Below are 16366 nucleotides of genomic sequence, written 5' to 3'. Positions count from 1 at the left end.
GGCCCGGGAGTAAAACTCTCCGGGCCCTTTTTATTTCAGGACGCGACCATGACCGACCCACTCGATAAGGCGACTTCCAGGCCACCGGCTACCCTGGGCGAGGGGTGTCTGAGTCGCTACGACCCGGACGCGCTGGGTGCCGATGATGGTACTGACTTTCCTGGCGCTGCCCAGTTGTGGGAGCAGTTACAGGCACCTGAGAAGGCGCCTCCTGCCCCTGAAAAAGACGTTTGAGCAGCGGTTTGCCCACCATCAGCAAAAACACTGGCGCACCGGCCAGCAGATAGAAGTAGTAGGTCACTGCCCGCCAGATCAGAATCGCCGCCGCCGCCGTGGATTTGCCCACCATCGGCGCCAGCAATGCCGCCGACGTCAACTCCGCCGCCCCGGCCCCGCCTGGCAACAGGCTGAATTGCCCTGCGGTCAACGACAGCATCTGGATCAGGAAACTCCAGGCCCACTGCACGTCACCCCCCAGGCCGCGTAGCGCCAGGTACAACACGCTATAGCGTAATAGCCAATGCAGGCTGGTCAGCGCAAACACCCCGAGCAGCGTGTGCCAAGGCAATTTCAGGGTTTGGCTGAATGCCGCGAGGAAGCGCAGCAACCGGCGAGCCCAGCGCCGACGGGTGCTGACACGCACGTGCAAGGCTTTGAGTGCCAACCCGGCCAGGCGAATCAGCCGACGATGAAAGCGCACCACCAGCAGGCCAACGACGACGCCACCCACCATCGATACGGCACTGAGCCCCAGCAGCCATTCCAGGCGCGGGCTGAGGCTGTGGAACAGCGCATACAGCACGATGCCCACCAGTGCGCAGAGAAAAAACAGCAAGTCGCTCAGTTGGTCCATGGCGAACACCGCGCTGCCGTGGGCGGGGCGTATGCCATTGCGTGCCAGCAGGCCCATCAACGTCAGCGGCCCGCCGCTGCCCCCAGGCGTCGCGCACATCGCGAACTCGGTCGATATCACCACGCCCAGGCTTTTACGCCATCCCAACCGGCCGCGCTGTTCGCCAAGCAACAAGCGCAGGCGCAGGCTGTTGATCAACCAGCAGCCGATGATCATGGCAAACATCGCCAGTAACTGGGGCAGGGGGAACTGCCGCAGGCGCGCAACGGTTTCGCCGCCCCCGAGCCACACGGGAATCACCAGCGCGACTATCAGCGCCAGCACCAGCCAGATCAGTCGGCGCATGGCAGCGTCGACAGCCAGGCGGCCTTGGTCCGTGGCGTGCGTCCGTCCTCGAGCAGGCGCTGCAGGGTTTGCAGCCAATAATGACGGGAAAACCCGTGGCGCATGTCCACGGGGTGCAAGCCGAGTCGAATCACCGGGGCCGTCTGCCAGCGCTGTTCGCGGCGGTCGCTGAGCACTTTGGACAGGCCCCGGCGCCACGCACTGCGCGCGCTCCACACTAGGCCAGGGGCATGGATGCGTGTGAAGTCAGGCAGCCGATACAAATGCTGCGGGTCGCTGGTATAGCCGAGCGGCAACTGGCGCAGCGCCAGCCGAGTGCCTTCGCTCATCAGCCAGGCGGGTGCGACAAACCCTTGCAGCGGCCACTCATTGCGCTGGAATACCTCAATGCCGTCACTCAGGCGCTGCAACGCCTCGGCCTCGGACAACTGGTAGAACTCGCCCTCATGGGTATAGATGCGCCGCATGAACCATTCTTTTGGCGTGCGCGGCGGGGGTTGTTCGTCGCAGTGGTAGTAGCCGTGCAAGGTCAGTTCATCGCCTCTGGCTACGCGGCTATCAAGCAGGCGCCGGAAGTCACCGTGCGCGTCCAGGGCGTTATGGTGATGGAAGTCCGGGACGACCAGCCAGGTGATAGGCACATTGCCGATGGCATCGACGGCCTCGACAAAAGGCCGGTAATCGGCCCAGGTGTTCGGCGCCACATCGTGCAGCACCAGCATGACCGAACGTTCAGCCATGGGCGAGCATCGGTTTGTGCGTGCCCAGCACGGCGTGGTAATGCCCCAGCAGGCTGTCCACTACTGCATCCCACGCATACTGCTGTTCGACATGGCGCCGAGCCTGTTCCCCGAGGCGGCGACTGTCGGCGCCAAACAGTTCGCGTACCGCATCGGCCATCGCCTTGGGGTTGTTGGGCGCGCAGAGCAGGCCACAGCGCTCGTCAACGATCTCAGTGAAGGCGCCGGCCGCAACGGCGACCACCGGGATGCCACAGGCCATGGCTTCCAGAATCACCAGGCCGAAGGTTTCCTGGTCGCCGCCGTGCAGCAACGCGTCGGCGCTGGCCATCAAGCGGGCAACATGATTGGCCGGGACGAAGCCATCGACGACGGTGACGTTGTCCGGCACGCTGGCCGGCATGCCGGAGCCCACCAGCAACAAGTGGTAACCTTCGCCCAGGCGTTTCATGCAATTGAGCAGCACCGGCAGGTTTTTCTCCTTGGAACCACGCCCGGCGAAAATCAGCAGCCGGGTGTCTTCAGCAATCCCCAGTTCGGCGCGCAGGCCGGGGTCGCGTACGGCGGGGGTGAAGGTTTGCAGGTCGACGCCCAGGGGTTGTACGAAGACGTTTTTCACCCCAAGCCCAGTGAGTTTGTCGGCCATCACCTGGCTGGGGGCCAGTACTCGGTCAAAATTCCCATAGAGTTTGCTGACATAGGCTTCGACGTTGGGGGTAAACCAGGCGCCCATGCGGTTACGCACCAGCAGCGGTAGGTCGGAGTGGTAAAAACCGATGACTGGCACATCCAGCTGGCGCCGTGCGTCGAGGGCGGCCCAGGCGGTCAGGTACGGATCGCCGACTTCGATCAGATCCGGCTGTAAATCGTGCAGGACATTTCGCCAGGGAGCCAAGCGCAGGGGGAAGCGATAACCCTTGCCGAAGGGCAGCGGTGGCGCCGGCACCTCGAAAATCCCGTCCCGCTCGCTCAAATGGGCGCCAGGCACCAACAGGCTGTGGCGAATCCCGGGCTTGAGCGCCAGGCGCCGGTGCTTGGCGTCCAGATAAGTGCGTACGCCACCGCTGGCCGGGGCGTAGAACATGGTTATGTCAGCGATATGCACGATGAACATCCCTCCGATCCATTGCTCTCTTAACGTGGACCTGAGCTAAGGATAGATGTTCGATCGGGATTGGCTGTGGGAGGGCGCAAGCCCCCTCCCACCATCGCCTCAGATGCGGAAGCTGCCCACCATTTGCTTCAAGCGTGCGGCTTGCCGTTCGAGGTCCGAGCAGGCGCGCAGGGTCGATTGCAGGTTTTCCACGCCTTCCTGGTTGAGGGTGTTGATTTCGGTGATGTCCATATTGATCGACTCCACCACCGAGGTCTGCTCTTCGGTGGCGGTGGCCACGGACTGGTTCATGCCGTCGATCTCGCCAATGCGCTGAGTCACGCTGTTCAAGCGCTCGCCGGCCAGGTTGGCGATCTCCAGGCTGTCCTGGCTGTGGCGCTGGCTTTCACTCATGGTGCTCACCGAATCCCGGGCGCCGACTTGCAACTCCTCGATCATCTTCTGCACCTGTTGCGCCGATTCCTGGGTGCGATGCGCCAGGTTGCGCACCTCATCGGCCACCACCGCGAAGCCGCGGCCGGCCTCACCGGCACGCGCGGCTTCGATGGCAGCGTTGAGCGCGAGCAAGTTGGTTTGCTGGGAAATACTGGTGATCACTTCAAGAATCTGGCCGATATTCACCGTCTTGCTGTTCAGCGCCTCGATATTGGTGCTGGAGGCGCTGATCATGGTCGACAGCTGGGTCATTGCCTTGATATTGCGCTCTACCACTTGCTGGCCGTCTTCGGCCAAATGCCGCGCATCACTGGCCTGATTGGAGGCTTGCGCCGCGTTGCGGGCGATCTCCTGGGCAGCGGCGCCCAGTTGGTTGATGGCAGCGGCGACGCTGTTGGTGCGGTTGGCCTGTTCGTCTGAATTGACCATCGACGAGTTGGACGCGCTGACCACCCGCAGTGCCACTTCATTGACTTGCTCGGTAGCCGACGACACCTCGCGGATCGAGGTATGAATGCGCTCCACGAAACGGTTGAACGCAGTACCCAGGGTGCCGAACTCGTCGTTGTTCTGGATGGTCAGGCGTCGGGTCAGGTCGCCTTCGCCGTCGGCGATGTCCTGCATGGCCCGGGTCATCACGTGCAGCGGTTGTAGCAACACGCGGATCAACATGCCCAGCAAGGCGATGATGATCACCACGGCGATGATGGTAGCGATGACCGCCGAGGTGCGGAATTCACTGAGCATGGCGAAGGACTTGGCTTTATCCACCGAAATACCCAGGTACCAGTTCACCGACGGCAGGCCCTTGATCGGGGTGAACGTGACGATATTGGTCTTGCCATTGGCCTGCACTTCGCTGAAGGCAGCGCTGATCTTCGGTGTGTCTTTCGGGTACACGTCAGCCAGGGTTTTCATCACCAGGGCCTTGTCCGGGTGCACCAGCACTTTGCCGTCGGCGCTGACTAAAAAGGCGTAACCCATGCCGCCGAAATCCAGCGCGCCAATGTTGTCCACCAGGGTTTGCAGGCTCAGGTCGCCGCCCACCACGCCGATGCTCTGGCCGGCCTTGGCACTCGGGGTGGCGATGGAAATAATCAGTTGCCCCGTTGCCGCGTCGATATAGGGTTCGGTCAAGGTCGAGCCGTTGCTGGCCTGGGCGCCTTTGTACCAGGGGCGAACGCGCGGGTCGAAACCGTCGGGCATCTTGGTGTCAGGGCGGATGGTGAAGGTGCCCTGGCTGTCGCCGACGTAGGTTGCCATGAACGACGATGTCAGCGCTTTCTGTTCCAGCAGGCTGGCAACCACCGAAGGTTCGGGGCTGAGGGCAATATTCTGCGCGGCATTTTCTACCAGGGCGATGCGCCCGGTGAGCCAGGTCTGAATACTGCCGGCGGTGACGTCGCCCATTTCATGCAGGTAGTTATCGAGGTCGTCACGGATCGCGTTGCGCTGGAGGTAGTCGTTATAGAGGGTAAATAACGCGAAGGCGGCGATGACGATAAGGGAGGCTGCAAGCAAAATTTTATGGCTGAAGCGCAGGTTTTTATTCATGGCTTGTAGGGTCCGCTAAGGTCTTGATATCCGAGGCGCGTCTTTAGGGGATGCGCAAAAATGGCAGCGTCAAAAAAAGGTGTGATACTTCTGGTGCTAGCGCCAGGGGGCTCTGTGGGAAATATCTGTCCTGTTTTTAGATTTTGTGGGTCTCACAGTGCCTGTATCGACCTGGCTGCATTAAAGATTAACCAAAGGTGACGAAATGCCTGACTCCACACAACTGCTTATCGGTGCCGGCCCAGACGGCCAGCCCATCGCCCAGCCCATGCGCCTGGCCAACCGGCATGGGTTGATCGCCGGCGCCACGGGCACCGGCAAGACCGTCACCTTGCAGCGCCTGGCGGAAGCCTTCAGTGATGCCGGCGTGGCGGTATTCGCCGCCGACATCAAGGGTGACCTGTGCGGCCTGGGCGCAGCGGCCAGTCCCCAGGGCAAAGTCGCCGAACGCATTGCCGGGATGCCCTTCCTTAATTACGCACCGAAGGCTTATCCGGTTACGTTGTGGGATATCCACGGGCAGTCCGGTCATCCATTGCGCACGACCATCAGCGAAATGGGCCCGTTGTTGCTCGGCAGCCTGCTGGAACTCACCGACAGCCAACAATCGGCGCTGTACGCGACCTTCAAGGTGGCCGACCGTGAGGGCCTGTTGCTGCTGGACCTTAAAGACCTCAAGGCACTGCTCAACCACCTGCGTTATCACCCTGAACTGCTGGGCGACGATGCGGCGTTGATGACCACCGGTTCCAGCCAGGCGTTGTTGCGGCGCCTGGCGGTGCTGGAGCAGCAGGGCGCCGAAGCCCTGTTTGGCGAGCCGGCCCTGCAGCTCGAGGACATTCTGCAGCCCGCCAGCGACGGGCGCGGCCGTATCCACTTGCTGGACGCCAGCCGCCTGGTGCATGACGCGCCGAAGGTCTATGCCACGTTCCTGCTGTGGCTGTTGGCGGAACTGTTCGAGCAGCTGCCGGAGCGCGGTGATGCCGAAAAGCCGCTGCTGGCGCTGTTTTTCGACGAGGCGCATCTGTTGTTCGCCGATACGCCCAAGGCGTTGCAGGACCGTTTGGAACAGGTGGTGCGGCTGATTCGCTCCAAAGGGGTGGGGGTGTACTTCGTCACTCAATCTCCGGGGGATTTGCCTGACACGGTGCTGGCGCAGTTGGGGCTACGTATCCAGCATGGCCTGCGCGCATTCACCACCAAAGAGCAAAAATCCCTGCGGGCGGTGGCGGACGGTTTCCGGCCCAACCCGGCATTCGATGCCTTGGCGGTGCTGACCGAGTTGGGCACCGGTGAGGCGCTGGTGGGTACCCTGCAGGAAAAAGGCACGCCGGAGGTGGTCCAGCGCGTATTGGTCGCACCGCCACAGTCGCGGATCGGGCCGCTCACCGAGGCCGAGCGTGCGGCGTTGGTCGCCAGTTCGCCGCTGCAGGGCCGTTATGACAAGCCGATTGACCGCGAATCGGCCTACGAAGTGCTGATGGCGCGCAAAGAATTGGGGCCGACCGAGGAGGCCAAGCCGGCGACCGAAGAACCCAGCTTCACCGACAAAGCCGGTGCGTTCCTGGGCACCACGGCAGGCAAGGCGCTGAAATCCGCCATGCAGCAGGCCGCCAATCAGATGGGGCGGCAGTTGGTGCGTGGCTTGTTGGGCTCGCTGCTGGGTGGCAGCAAGCGCAAGTAAGACTCAGGATTTGGGCCTGGCATGGGCGGCCAGCCGCTCCAGCGCCGCGCGCAAACCCGGATCGCTGATCCCTTCGGCGGTGGCCTGGAGGGTTTCGGCTGCCTGTTCCGACAGGTCCAGCGTATGTCCGGCCGTGCTTCGCAGCACTGTAGGCGGCTGCACTTTGAACTGGATGCGCGTCAGGCCGGCAAACTCATCGAACACCATCAATTGGCGTTGCAAGCGTTTTTGCTGATAACGCAAACGGGTGGCCCAATGCCCGTCAGTGACAATTAATAGCAAGTTGCCTTCGCGCCAGGACGCCACATGACAATGTTCGCGTGCGGCCGGTTGCAGCTGGCTTTCGAGCAGGCGTTGCAAATGCGCCAGGCGTTGCGCGTGGCCAAAGATGGCTTTCAGCGGCTTGGCTTCGCGAAGCAACACGCCGGGAGCGCGGGCTGTAAGAGGGCGAAATGCCATGTCTAGACACCTTAAGTAACAGAGCCGTCATCTTAGCAGAAAGCGCCGGTGAGCCCCGAGACCCTGCAAGGGCAGGGCTTTTCTCATGAAATCAATAAGTAACTTCTGCCTTTCATGGGTTGAAGTTCCGCCAAAAGCCCTTATTTTAAACAAGCCCTCTCACAGCGCCGTGCCCGCATCGGGGAACAACGCCACTTTCCTCACCCACGATTCCGGGTAGAATGCGCGTTCGCATGCGGCCGTGAGGGCTGCTCGGGCCACTCACGGTGCGCCCTCCATCCCTATGTGTGGAAGAACCTGCCGATATGTTTGCGCCTTTGTTAAAGAAACTTTTTGGAAGCAAGAATGAGCGCGAAGTCAAACGCATGCTCAAGACGGTGCAGCTGGTCAATGCCTTCGAAGAGCAGATGGTTGCCCTGTCGGATGAGCAATTGCGCGCCAAGACCGAAGAGTTCAAGGCCCGCATAGCCAAAGGTGAAACCCTCGACAAGCTGCTCCCCGAAGCCTTTGCGGTCGCCCGTGAAGCCGGTAAGCGCGTCATGGGCATGCGCCACTTCGACGTCCAGTTGATCGGCGGCATGACCTTGCACGAAGGCATGATTGCCGAAATGCGTACCGGTGAAGGCAAGACCCTGGTGGCAACCCTGGGTGTTTACCTGAACGCACTGTCCGGCAAGGGCGTGCACGTTGTGACGGTGAACGACTACCTGGCTCGCCGGGACGCCAACTGGATGCGCCCGCTGTATGAATTCCTCGGCCTGACCGTCGGCGTAGTGACGCCGTTCCAGCCGCCCGAAGAAAAGCGCGCCGCCTACGCTTGCGACATTACCTACGGTACCAACAACGAATTCGGTTTCGACTACCTGCGCGACAACATGGCGTTCAGCATGGATGAAAAATTCCAGCGCGAACTCAACTTTGCCGTGATCGACGAAGTCGACTCCATCCTCATCGACGAAGCCCGTACCCCGCTGATCATCTCCGGCCAGGCCGAAGACAGCTCGCGGCTGTATACCGAGATCAACAAGTTGATCCCGCGCCTTGAGCAGCACATCGAGGAAGTCGAAGGCGTGGTGACCAAAGAAGGCCACTTCACCATCGACGAGAAGACCCGCCAGGTCGAACTCAACGAGGCCGGCCACCAGTTCGTTGAAGAAATGCTGACCCAGATCGGTGAGCTGGCCGAAGGAGAAAGCCTGTACTCGGCTCACAACCTGGGCCTGCTGACCCACGTATATGCCGGCCTGCGCGCCCACAAGCTGTTCCACCGCAACGTCGAATACATTGTCCAGGACGGCCAGGTCGTCCTGGTCGACGAACACACCGGCCGCACCATGCCCGGTCGTCGCTTGTCCGAAGGCCTGCACCAGGCCATCGAAGCCAAGGAAATGCTCAACATCCAGGCCGAAAGCCAGACGTTGGCGTCCACCACCTTCCAGAACTACTTCCGTCTGTACAACAAACTGTCCGGCATGACCGGTACGGCCGACACCGAAGCGTTCGAATTCCATCAGATCTATGGCCTGTCGGTGGTGGTTATCCCGCCGAACAAGCCCCTGGCGCGTAAAGACTATAACGACCTGGTGTTCCTGACTGCCGAAGAGAAATACGCGGCGATCATCAATGACATCAAGGACGGCCTGGCCAAAGGCCGCCCGATCCTGGTGGGTACCGCGACCATCGAGACGTCCGAGCATGTGTCCAACCTGCTCAACAAGGAAGGCATCGAGCACAAGGTGCTCAACGCCAAGTTCCACGAAAAAGAAGCCGAGATCATCGCCCAGGCCGGTCGCCCCGGCGCCCTGACCATCGCCACCAACATGGCCGGTCGTGGTACCGACATCCTGTTGGGCGGCAACTGGGAAGTGGAAGTGGCCTCGCTCGACAACCCGACCCCTGAGCAGATCGCCCAGATCAAGGCTGACTGGCAGAAACGCCACCAGGCCGTGCTCGAGTCCGGCGGTTTGCAGGTGATCGCGTCCGAGCGTCACGAGTCGCGCCGTATCGACAACCAGTTGCGCGGTCGTGCCGGTCGCCAGGGTGATGCCGGTTCCAGCCGTTTCTACCTGTCCCTGGAAGACAGCCTGATGCGTATCTTCGCCTCGGATCGGGTGAAGAACTTCATGAAGGCCCTGGGCATGCAGTCCGGTGAAGCGATCGAGCACCGCATGGTGACCAACGCCATCGAGAAGGCCCAGCGCAAGGTAGAAGGGCGTAACTTCGACATTCGTAAACAACTGCTCGAGTTCGACGACGTCAACAACGAACAGCGTAAAGTGATTTATCACATGCGTAACACGTTGCTGGCCGCCGACAACATTGGCGAGACCATCGCTGACTTCCGTCAGGACGTGCTCAACGCCACGGTCAGCGCGCATATCCCGCCACAGTCGCTGCCTGAGCAGTGGGATGTGGCCGGTCTGGAAGCCGCGTTGAAGAGCGATTTTGGCGTCGACTTGCCGGTTCAGCAGTGGCTGGACGAAGACGATCACCTGTACGAAGAAACCCTGCGCGAAAAACTGATGGCCGAATTGCTGGCTGCGTACAACGAGAAAGAAGAGCAGGCGAGTGCCGAAGCCTTGCGCACCTTCGAGAAGCAAATCGTGCTGCGCGTGCTGGACGACCTGTGGAAAGACCACCTGTCGACTATGGACCACCTGCGCCACGGTATCCATTTGCGTGGCTACGCCCAGAAAAACCCGAAGCAGGAGTACAAGCGCGAGTCGTTCACGTTGTTCTCCGAGCTGCTGGATTCGATCAAGCGCGATTCGATCCGCGTGCTGTCCCACGTTCAGGTGCGTCGCGAAGACCCGATCGAGGAAGAAGCGCGCCTGCGCCAGGAAGCCGAGGCACTGGCTGCGCGCATGCAGTTCCAGCACGACGAAGCGCCGGGCCTGGACGCACCGGAGGTGTTGGGCGAAGAGGTCGATGTGGCCCTGGCTCAAACCCCGGTGCGCAATGACCAGAAGCTGGGCCGCAATGAGCTGTGCTACTGCGGTTCGGGTAAGAAATTCAAACACTGCCACGGCCAGATCGAATAAGATTTTCGCCTGACGCTGCAACACCCCACGCCGCGACCGGCATCAGCCGTCGCGGCGTTTTGCCATTAATCCCCCGTCGATAGCGACGGCACACACATCATCTCTTCAAGGAGCGCATACATGGCTGTTGGTCTTGGTCCTTTGCCCACATTGCACCCGGTCGCCGGTTTTGAACTCGGTATCGCTTCGGCCGGCATCAAGCGTGCGGGGCGCAAGGATGTGGTGGTGATGCGCTGCGCCGAAGGCTCGACCGTCGCCGGTGTGTTCACCCTCAACGCTTTTTGCGCCGCGCCGGTGATTCTGGCCAAGCAACGTGTGGCCGGGTCGATTCGTTACCTGCTGACCAACACCGGCAACGCCAACGCCGGTACCGGCGAGCCTGGCCTGGTGGCGGCTGCGCGCACGTGCGCCAAGCTGGCCCAGCTGACCGGCGTGGATGCGAGCCAGGTGCTGCCGTATTCCACCGGCGTGATCGGTGAGCCGCTGCCGGTGGAGAAAATCGAAGGCGCCCTGCAAGCCGCGCTGGATGACCTGTCTGTGGATAACTGGGCGGCTGCAGCCACCGGCATCATGACTACCGACACCTTGCCCAAAGGCGCAAGCCGGCAGTTCGTGCACGATGGCGTGACCGTCACCGTGACCGGTATCAGCAAGGGCGCAGGCATGATCCGTCCGAACATGGCCACCATGCTCGGCTATATCGCCACCGACGCCAAAGTCTCCCGCGATGTATTGCAACGCCTGATGCTGGACGGCGCCAACAAGTCGTTCAACCGCATCACCATCGACGGTGACACGTCCACCAACGACTGCTGCATGCTGATCGCCACCGGCCAGGCCAACCTGCCGGAGATCACCTCCACCGAAGGCCCGCTGTTCGCCGCATTGAAGCAGGCGGTATTCGAAGTGTGCATGGATGTGGCCCAGGCCATCGTGCGTGACGGTGAGGGCGCTACCAAGTTTGTCACCGTTGAAGTCAACGGCGGCGGCAACCACCAGGAGTGCCTGGACGTGGGTTATACCGTGGCGCACTCGCCGCTGATCAAGACCGCCTTGTTCGCTTCCGACCCGAACTGGGGCCGTATCCTCGCGGCCGTTGGTCGTGCCGGCGTGCCTGATCTGGATGTGAGCAAGATCGACGTCTTCCTCGGCGACGTGTGCATTGCCAGCCGTGGCGCCCGCGCCGACACCTACACCGAAGCCCAGGGCTCGGCGGTGATGCAGCAGGAAGAGATCACCATCCGCATCGAGTTGGGGCGCGGCGACTGCAGCGAAACCATCTGGACCACGGACCTGTCCCACGAATACGTGAAGATCAACGCGGAATATCGCACCTGAAACCCGGAGGAAATCGGCGGTGAAACGAGTGCATGTAGCAGCAGCGGTGATCCGCGGTGTCGATGGCAGGATCCTGCTGGCACGCCGCGCCGATACCCAGCATCAAGGCGGCCTCTGGGAGTTTCCCGGCGGCAAGGTGGAGGCTGACGAGTCAGTCGCCACGGCCTTGTCCCGTGAGTTGAAGGAAGAGCTGGGCATCCAGGTCACCACGGCGCGGCCGTTGATTCAGGTGCAGCATGACTACCCGGACAAGCAGGTGTTGCTGGATGTCTGGGAAGTCTCGGCCCTTACCGGCGAGCCCCACGGGGTCGAAGGGCAGCCTCTGGAGTGGGTGGCCCCGCGGGACCTGATCAACTATGAGTTTCCAGCGGCTAACGCGCCTATTGTCGCGGCAGCGCGTCTGCCTGCCGACTACCTGATCACGCCCGGTGAGCTGGAAACCGGGCCTTTGTTGCGTGGCCTTCAAACAGCCATCGCCGGCGGCATCAAGCTGGTTCAACTGCGCGCGCCCAACGGTTACGACCCCAAATACCGCGACCTCGCCGTGGACGCCGTGGGGCTGTGTGCGGGCAAGGCGCAGTTGATGCTCAAGGGGCCGTTCGAATGGCTGGGGGATTTTCCAGCGGCTGGCTGGCACATGACCTCGGCGCAATTGCGTAAATACGCGAGCAAGGGCCGACCGCTGCCGAAGGACCGTTGGTTGGCGGCCTCGTGTCACAACGCTGAAGAACTGGCGCTGGCGCAGTTGATGGATGTGGACTTCGTCACGCTGTCGCCGGTTCAGCCGACCGAGACTCATCCCGAGGCTCAGCCGTTGGGTTGGGAACAGGCGGCCGAGCTGATCCGTGGGTTCAGCAAGCCGGTGTTTCTGTTGGGCGGGGTTGGGCCTGCGCAGCGGGAGCAGGCTTGGGCGGCTGGAGCGCAAGGTGTTGCGGGGATTCGGGCATTTTGGCCGCAAGCTTGAAGCATGATCGTTCCCACGCTCCGCGTGGTAACGCATGCTGTGACGCTCTGCGTCATGACTTTAAAGGCGGACGCGGAGCGTCCCGGGCGGCATTCCCACGCAGAGCGTGGGAACGATCAACAGGCACCTGAAAACGATCAATGGGGCTTCGCCGCCGCCTGCCACAACACCTCGGCAACCCCCTGGCGCTTGGCAATCACCCTGGCCGCTACAAACAGCAGATCCGACAATCGATTGATATACGCCAACCCAACCCCTTCCAACGGCTCCAGCGCATTCAACTGCTGACAGCGGCGTTCGGCACTGCGCGCCAGGCTGCGGCACACATGGGCCTGGGCGATCAGCGCTGAGCCGCCGGGCAGGATGAAATTTTCCAGTGGCCCCACCTCTTCATTCCAGCGATCGATCGCTGCTTCCAGCCGATCCACTTCCGCTGCATTCAACGCCTTGTACACCGGCATGGCCAGCTCGCCGCCCAGATCGAACAAGCGATGCTGGCAGGGTGTGAGCACCTCCACCACATCGTTCAGTTCGGGGTGCTTGCCGCTCTGCTCCTCCAGGTTGGCCAATAACAACCCCAACTGGCTGTTCAGCGTATCCACCTCGCCAATGGCCTCCACCCGTGGGTGATCCTTGGGCACGCGGCGACCGTCGCCGAGGCCGGTTTCGCCCTGGTCACCGGTGCGGGTGTAGATCTTCGACAGGCGAAAGCCCATGGTCATTGCTCCAGTTGGGTGAGTTCTGCGGGGGACAATTGGCTGCCGGCCAGTGGCAGGCGCAAGGTGAAACAGGTGCCTTGGCCCAGGGTGGAATGCACTTCCATCTGGCCCTTGTGGTTATTGGTGATGATGAAATATGACACCGACAACCCAAGCCCGGTGCCCTGGCCGATCTCCTTGGTGGTGAAGAACGGCTCGAAGGTGCGTTTGCGCACGTTTTCGCTCATGCCGATGCCATTGTCTTCCACCTGGATCTCGGCCCAGGGCGGGTTGAGGCGGGTGCGCAGGATGATTCGCCCAGGCTCGCTGCCGTCTTCACGCAGGTGAATCGCCTGGGCGGCGTTTTTCAGCAGGTTGAGCAGCACCTGCTCCAGTTCGTTGGCCGTGCCGGGCACGGGCCCCAGTTGCGGGTCGAACTGGCGGATGATCGCCTGGCCCTTGAAATCGAAACCGATGGCCAGGTCGAAATCGTTACCGGCGATCTCCACGGCCTGGTCGATCAAGGCCGGCAAATCGCAGGGGGCCATTTGCCGGTTGCTGCGCCGGCTGAAGCTGAGCATGTGGGTGACGATTTTCGCTGCACGCGCGCCGGCCTGTTGAATCCCATCCAGCAACTGCGGGACTTCGCGGCCTTGCAGGTAGTGATTGACCAGCGCCAGCTCGATGCCCGCCTGTTCGGCGTGTTCCAGGTTCTTGGGCAGGTCGGGTGACAGGCGGCGCCGAATGTTCTGCACGTTGTGCAGGATAGCCCCCAGCGGGTTGTTGATTTCATGGGCCATGCCAGCAGCCAGGCCGCCGACCGAGAGCATTTTTTCCGATTGCACCATCATTTCTTCCAAGGACAGGCGCTGGGTGATGTCATCGATACGGATCACCACGCCGCGCCCGGCGCCGCCCATCAACGGGTAGAACGTCAGGGCGTAATGCTTTGGCTCGTCGTCCTTGACCCAGGTGACCCGCTCGATCCGCTCCACCGTGTGCTGTTCCACCGTGGCCTTGATCTGCGGCAGGTACGGCTTGAGCGGTTGGAACGCGAGGAAGATCGGCTGGTTGAGGGCTTCATCCAGGCGCGTGCCGGAAAGCGCGGTGGCTTCCTGGTTCCACTGGGTGACGTAGAGCTGTTCATCCAGGGCGATCAGCGCCGAGGGCATCGAGTCGATAATGCTGTTGAGGTAGTTCTGAAAACCGGTGAGCTTTTTCTCGATCTTGCTGCGCACCTGCACTTCCAGTTCCAGCTTGCGGTTGGTATGGCGGGTTTCTTCGGCCAGGCCCTGGGCCTGGTCGTAGGCCGCCTGGGAATCATCCCGCGCGCGCTTGAGCTGCTGCTCACGGGCCTCGATGCGCGACAGCATGGTATTGAACGCTTCCGCCAGGCTGCCGATTTCATCATGGTTGCCGGGGCCTGCGCGCAGGGCGTAGTTCTCTTCGCGCGTCACCTGGCGCGACAGTTCTTCGAGTTCATGGATCGGCCGCGTGATCAGGCGTTTGATCTGCCGGGCGATGACCAGCCACAGCAACACGCTGAAAATCAGGATGCCCAGGCTTGCGGTGAGGGTGCCGGTATAGAACGCCACCGGGAGCTCGCTGCTGGCCACCAGCAGCAAATGCCCCGAAGGCTGGTCGGTGCGGGGCAGGGTGATGACCTGGTTGCTGCGAAACTCGGTGAGGCGCCAGGCCTCGATATGCCGGTAGTTGTCGGGCAGGTGCAGGCGGTCGCCGTGTTGCATCTGCGCCAGGCGATTGCCTTCGCCGTCGTACAAGGCGGCGGCGCGCAGCGGTGAATAGCTGGTCAGCTCATTGAGCAGTGCGTTGGCCTTGGCCGGGGATTGCAGGGCTTCGGCCGCGAGTGCCGGGTTGGACACCAGCCGACCGATGGCCTGCAAGGCCTGGGGCGCCATGCTTTCCTGGGAGATCCAGTAGGCGGCGCTGATAAAGGTCAGGTTGGCCACCAGCAACACGGTGGTCAGCAGTACCAGCAGGGCGGCCAGCAGTTTCTGCCCCACCGGTAGGTTTTCAAGACGCTGGCGCAGTGGCATCAGGTTCTTCGCAGGCAATAGACATATGGCAGGGTAGCGCGTGCCTCAGTCGCTGGGCAATCCGCGTGCAACCAACTGCTCGACCAAGCGCGTTTGCAGCTGCTGCAGATGCGGCAGTACCCGTTGATGGCGGGCCGCCGCCTGGCACGCGTAGCCCAGCAGGTAGCTGATTTCGGTACGCCGTGCGTTGGCCACGTCCTGGTACATGGAGGAATAGTTGGCCGCAGTGGCCTGGATCACCCGTTGCACTTCACTGTGCAAATCTTGCGCAGCCGCAGGCTGGCCGCAGCACTCCAGCAATTCGCTCAATTCCGCGCACAGGGTGGCGACTTCACATTGGTGGGCCTGCAGGCCGCCGTTGCGGCACTGATAGAGCACGGTCAACGGATTGATCGCGCAATTGAGGGCCAGCTTGCGCCACAGCCGTGTGAGGATATCGATGCTCCATTCATGGGGGATGGCGGCGGCCTGCAAGTCGTCCAGCCACACCGGCGCGGTAGGATGAGCCGCATCCCCCAGCCAGGTGTAGCCATGGCCGGCAAACACCACACGCCATTCGTCCTCGCGAAACGCGCCTTCGGTGCTGGAGGCAAAGATGCAGCGCGCCTGTGGCAACTGGGCGGCCACCGCATCCTGGCTGCCGAGGCCGTTTTGCAGCAGGATCAGTTCCGCGTCCGGCGCCAGGCGATGCTGTAACTGTGCGACGGCACTTTGGGCGTCGTAGGCTTTGCACGCCACTAACAGGCGCTGGATCGGCTCCGGGCTGTCGGGTGTTTCGCCGATTACCGGGTAGGTGTGCGCAACGCCTTGCTCAACCAGGGTCAGGCCGTTGCTCGACGCATAGCTGGCCAGGCGCGCCTGATCGCGCAGGATCAGCCGCACCGGCACGCCTGCGCGCGCCAGTCGCGTGGCCCAGAGGGTACCCAGGCTACCGGCGCCGAGAATATGCCAGGTGGTCGACATCAGTGTGTGCTCCGTAAGGTCGCCAGCGGTGAACGCGGCGAAAGAACCGCTATAATGCCCCGGCATTTTAGCTCGGGCGCGCTCCATCTCTACTGAGCCCGCCCCTTATATTGGAGAAATG

12 protein-coding genes and 1 pseudogene are annotated in these 16366 nt (G+C 62.0%); 4 read left to right on the top strand and 9 right to left on the bottom strand.

Annotation, left to right across the window (positions count from 1 at the left end; translation table 11 throughout):
- Nucleotides 1-88: 88 nt before the first annotated feature.
- From C4J85_RS21490 to C4J85_RS28065, 5 genes and pseudogenes are all read right to left on the bottom strand, one after another.
- Nucleotides 89-1198: a lysylphosphatidylglycerol synthase transmembrane domain-containing protein gene (locus C4J85_RS21490; protein ID WP_124410667.1), complete on the bottom strand. Its 1110-nt coding sequence runs from the start codon at nucleotides 1196-1198 to the stop codon at nucleotides 89-91.
- The gene (locus tag C4J85_RS21485; protein ID WP_124410666.1) at nucleotides 1186-1938 is read right to left on the bottom strand and encodes a DUF2334 domain-containing protein; all 753 of its coding nucleotides are present in this window, start codon (nucleotides 1936-1938) and stop codon (nucleotides 1186-1188) included. Before C4J85_RS21485 ends, C4J85_RS21490 begins: the two co-directional genes overlap by 13 nt.
- Entirely contained in the window at nucleotides 1931-3043 is a 1113-nt protein-coding gene (locus tag C4J85_RS21480; RefSeq protein WP_164487886.1) for a glycosyltransferase family 1 protein, read from the bottom strand. The genes C4J85_RS21485 and C4J85_RS21480 overlap by 8 nt, the downstream gene beginning before the upstream one ends.
- A gap of 108 nt (nucleotides 3044-3151) precedes the next feature.
- A complete protein-coding gene (locus tag C4J85_RS28070; protein ID WP_372237509.1) occupies nucleotides 3152-3916 on the bottom strand; it encodes a methyl-accepting chemotaxis protein in 765 nt (254 codons plus the stop codon).
- 93 nt (nucleotides 3917-4009) lie between these two features.
- Nucleotides 4010-5041 (bottom strand): annotated as a pseudogene (locus C4J85_RS28065) (cache domain-containing protein); the annotation flags it as partial.
- 205 nt (nucleotides 5042-5246) lie between these two features.
- On the opposite strand from C4J85_RS28065, the gene C4J85_RS21470 reads away from it, so the two are divergent.
- Nucleotides 5247-6725 carry a helicase HerA-like domain-containing protein gene (locus tag C4J85_RS21470; RefSeq protein ID WP_124410663.1) on the top strand — a complete coding sequence of 493 codons (1479 nt, stop codon included), beginning with the start codon at nucleotides 5247-5249 and terminating at the stop codon, nucleotides 6723-6725.
- Nucleotides 6726-6728: 3 nt separating this feature from the next.
- Here C4J85_RS21470 and C4J85_RS21465 read toward each other — a convergent pair whose 3' ends face one another.
- Complete coding sequence (locus tag C4J85_RS21465) at nucleotides 6729-7184, bottom strand: DUF721 domain-containing protein (protein WP_124408040.1); 456 nt, start codon at nucleotides 7182-7184, stop codon at nucleotides 6729-6731.
- Nucleotides 7185-7489: 305 nt separating this feature from the next.
- Between C4J85_RS21465 and secA the strand changes: the two genes are divergently transcribed.
- From secA to C4J85_RS21450, 3 genes are all read left to right on the top strand, one after another.
- Nucleotides 7490-10225, top strand: a complete 2736-nt coding sequence (gene secA / locus C4J85_RS21460; protein WP_124368176.1) for a preprotein translocase subunit SecA — start codon at nucleotides 7490-7492, stop codon at nucleotides 10223-10225.
- 120 nt (nucleotides 10226-10345) lie between these two features.
- Nucleotides 10346-11563 carry a bifunctional glutamate N-acetyltransferase/amino-acid acetyltransferase ArgJ gene (argJ, locus tag C4J85_RS21455; protein WP_124410662.1) on the top strand — a complete coding sequence of 406 codons (1218 nt, stop codon included), beginning with the start codon at nucleotides 10346-10348 and terminating at the stop codon, nucleotides 11561-11563.
- A gap of 19 nt (nucleotides 11564-11582) precedes the next feature.
- Complete coding sequence (locus C4J85_RS21450; protein WP_124410661.1) at nucleotides 11583-12527, top strand: Nudix family hydrolase; 945 nt, start codon at nucleotides 11583-11585, stop codon at nucleotides 12525-12527.
- 137 nt (nucleotides 12528-12664) lie between these two features.
- Here C4J85_RS21450 and C4J85_RS21440 read toward each other — a convergent pair whose 3' ends face one another.
- From C4J85_RS21440 to C4J85_RS21430, 3 genes are read right to left on the bottom strand one after another with little or no spacing between them, the layout of a single operon-like run.
- Nucleotides 12665-13243: a cob(I)yrinic acid a,c-diamide adenosyltransferase gene (locus C4J85_RS21440; protein ID WP_124410660.1), complete on the bottom strand. Its 579-nt coding sequence runs from the start codon at nucleotides 13241-13243 to the stop codon at nucleotides 12665-12667.
- A gap of 2 nt (nucleotides 13244-13245) precedes the next feature.
- Nucleotides 13246-15282: an ATP-binding protein gene (locus C4J85_RS21435; protein ID WP_124410659.1), complete on the bottom strand. Its 2037-nt coding sequence runs from the start codon at nucleotides 15280-15282 to the stop codon at nucleotides 13246-13248.
- Nucleotides 15283-15327: 45 nt separating this feature from the next.
- Nucleotides 15328-16245, bottom strand: coding sequence for a putative 2-dehydropantoate 2-reductase (locus tag C4J85_RS21430; protein WP_124410658.1), 918 nt, complete (start codon nucleotides 16243-16245; stop codon nucleotides 15328-15330).
- Nucleotides 16246-16366: the final 121 nt, after the last annotated feature.

Origin of the sequence: Pseudomonas sp. R4-34-07 (assembly GCF_003852375.1) — a bacterium.
Lineage (GTDB): Bacteria > Pseudomonadota > Gammaproteobacteria > Pseudomonadales > Pseudomonadaceae > Aquipseudomonas.
The sequence above is the reverse complement of the archived record's forward strand: the minus strand, read 5'-3'. Positions and strand labels throughout refer to the sequence as shown.

Bases quoted from the DNA above. Each gene is read 5' to 3' on its own strand.
- C4J85_RS21490 (WP_124410667.1), bottom strand. From the start codon at position 1,198: ATGCGCCGACTGATCTGGCTGGTGCTGGCGCTGATAGTCGCGCTGGTG.
- secA (WP_124368176.1), top strand. From the start codon at position 7,490: ATGTTTGCGCCTTTGTTAAAGAAACTTTTTGGAAGCAAGAATGAGCGC.
- C4J85_RS21440 (WP_124410660.1), bottom strand. From the start codon at position 13,243: ATGGGCTTTCGCCTGTCGAAGATCTACACCCGCACCGGTGACCAGGGC.
- C4J85_RS21465 (WP_124408040.1), bottom strand. From the start codon at position 7,184: ATGGCATTTCGCCCTCTTACAGCCCGCGCTCCCGGCGTGTTGCTTCGC.
- argJ (WP_124410662.1), top strand. From the start codon at position 10,346: ATGGCTGTTGGTCTTGGTCCTTTGCCCACATTGCACCCGGTCGCCGGT.
- C4J85_RS28070 (WP_372237509.1), bottom strand. From the start codon at position 3,916: ATGGTCAATTCAGACGAACAGGCCAACCGCACCAACAGCGTCGCCGCT.
- C4J85_RS21435 (WP_124410659.1), bottom strand. From the start codon at position 15,282: ATGCCACTGCGCCAGCGTCTTGAAAACCTACCGGTGGGGCAGAAACTG.
- C4J85_RS21470 (WP_124410663.1), top strand. From the start codon at position 5,247: ATGCCTGACTCCACACAACTGCTTATCGGTGCCGGCCCAGACGGCCAG.
- C4J85_RS21430 (WP_124410658.1), bottom strand. From the start codon at position 16,245: ATGTCGACCACCTGGCATATTCTCGGCGCCGGTAGCCTGGGTACCCTC.
- C4J85_RS21485 (WP_124410666.1), bottom strand. From the start codon at position 1,938: ATGGCTGAACGTTCGGTCATGCTGGTGCTGCACGATGTGGCGCCGAAC.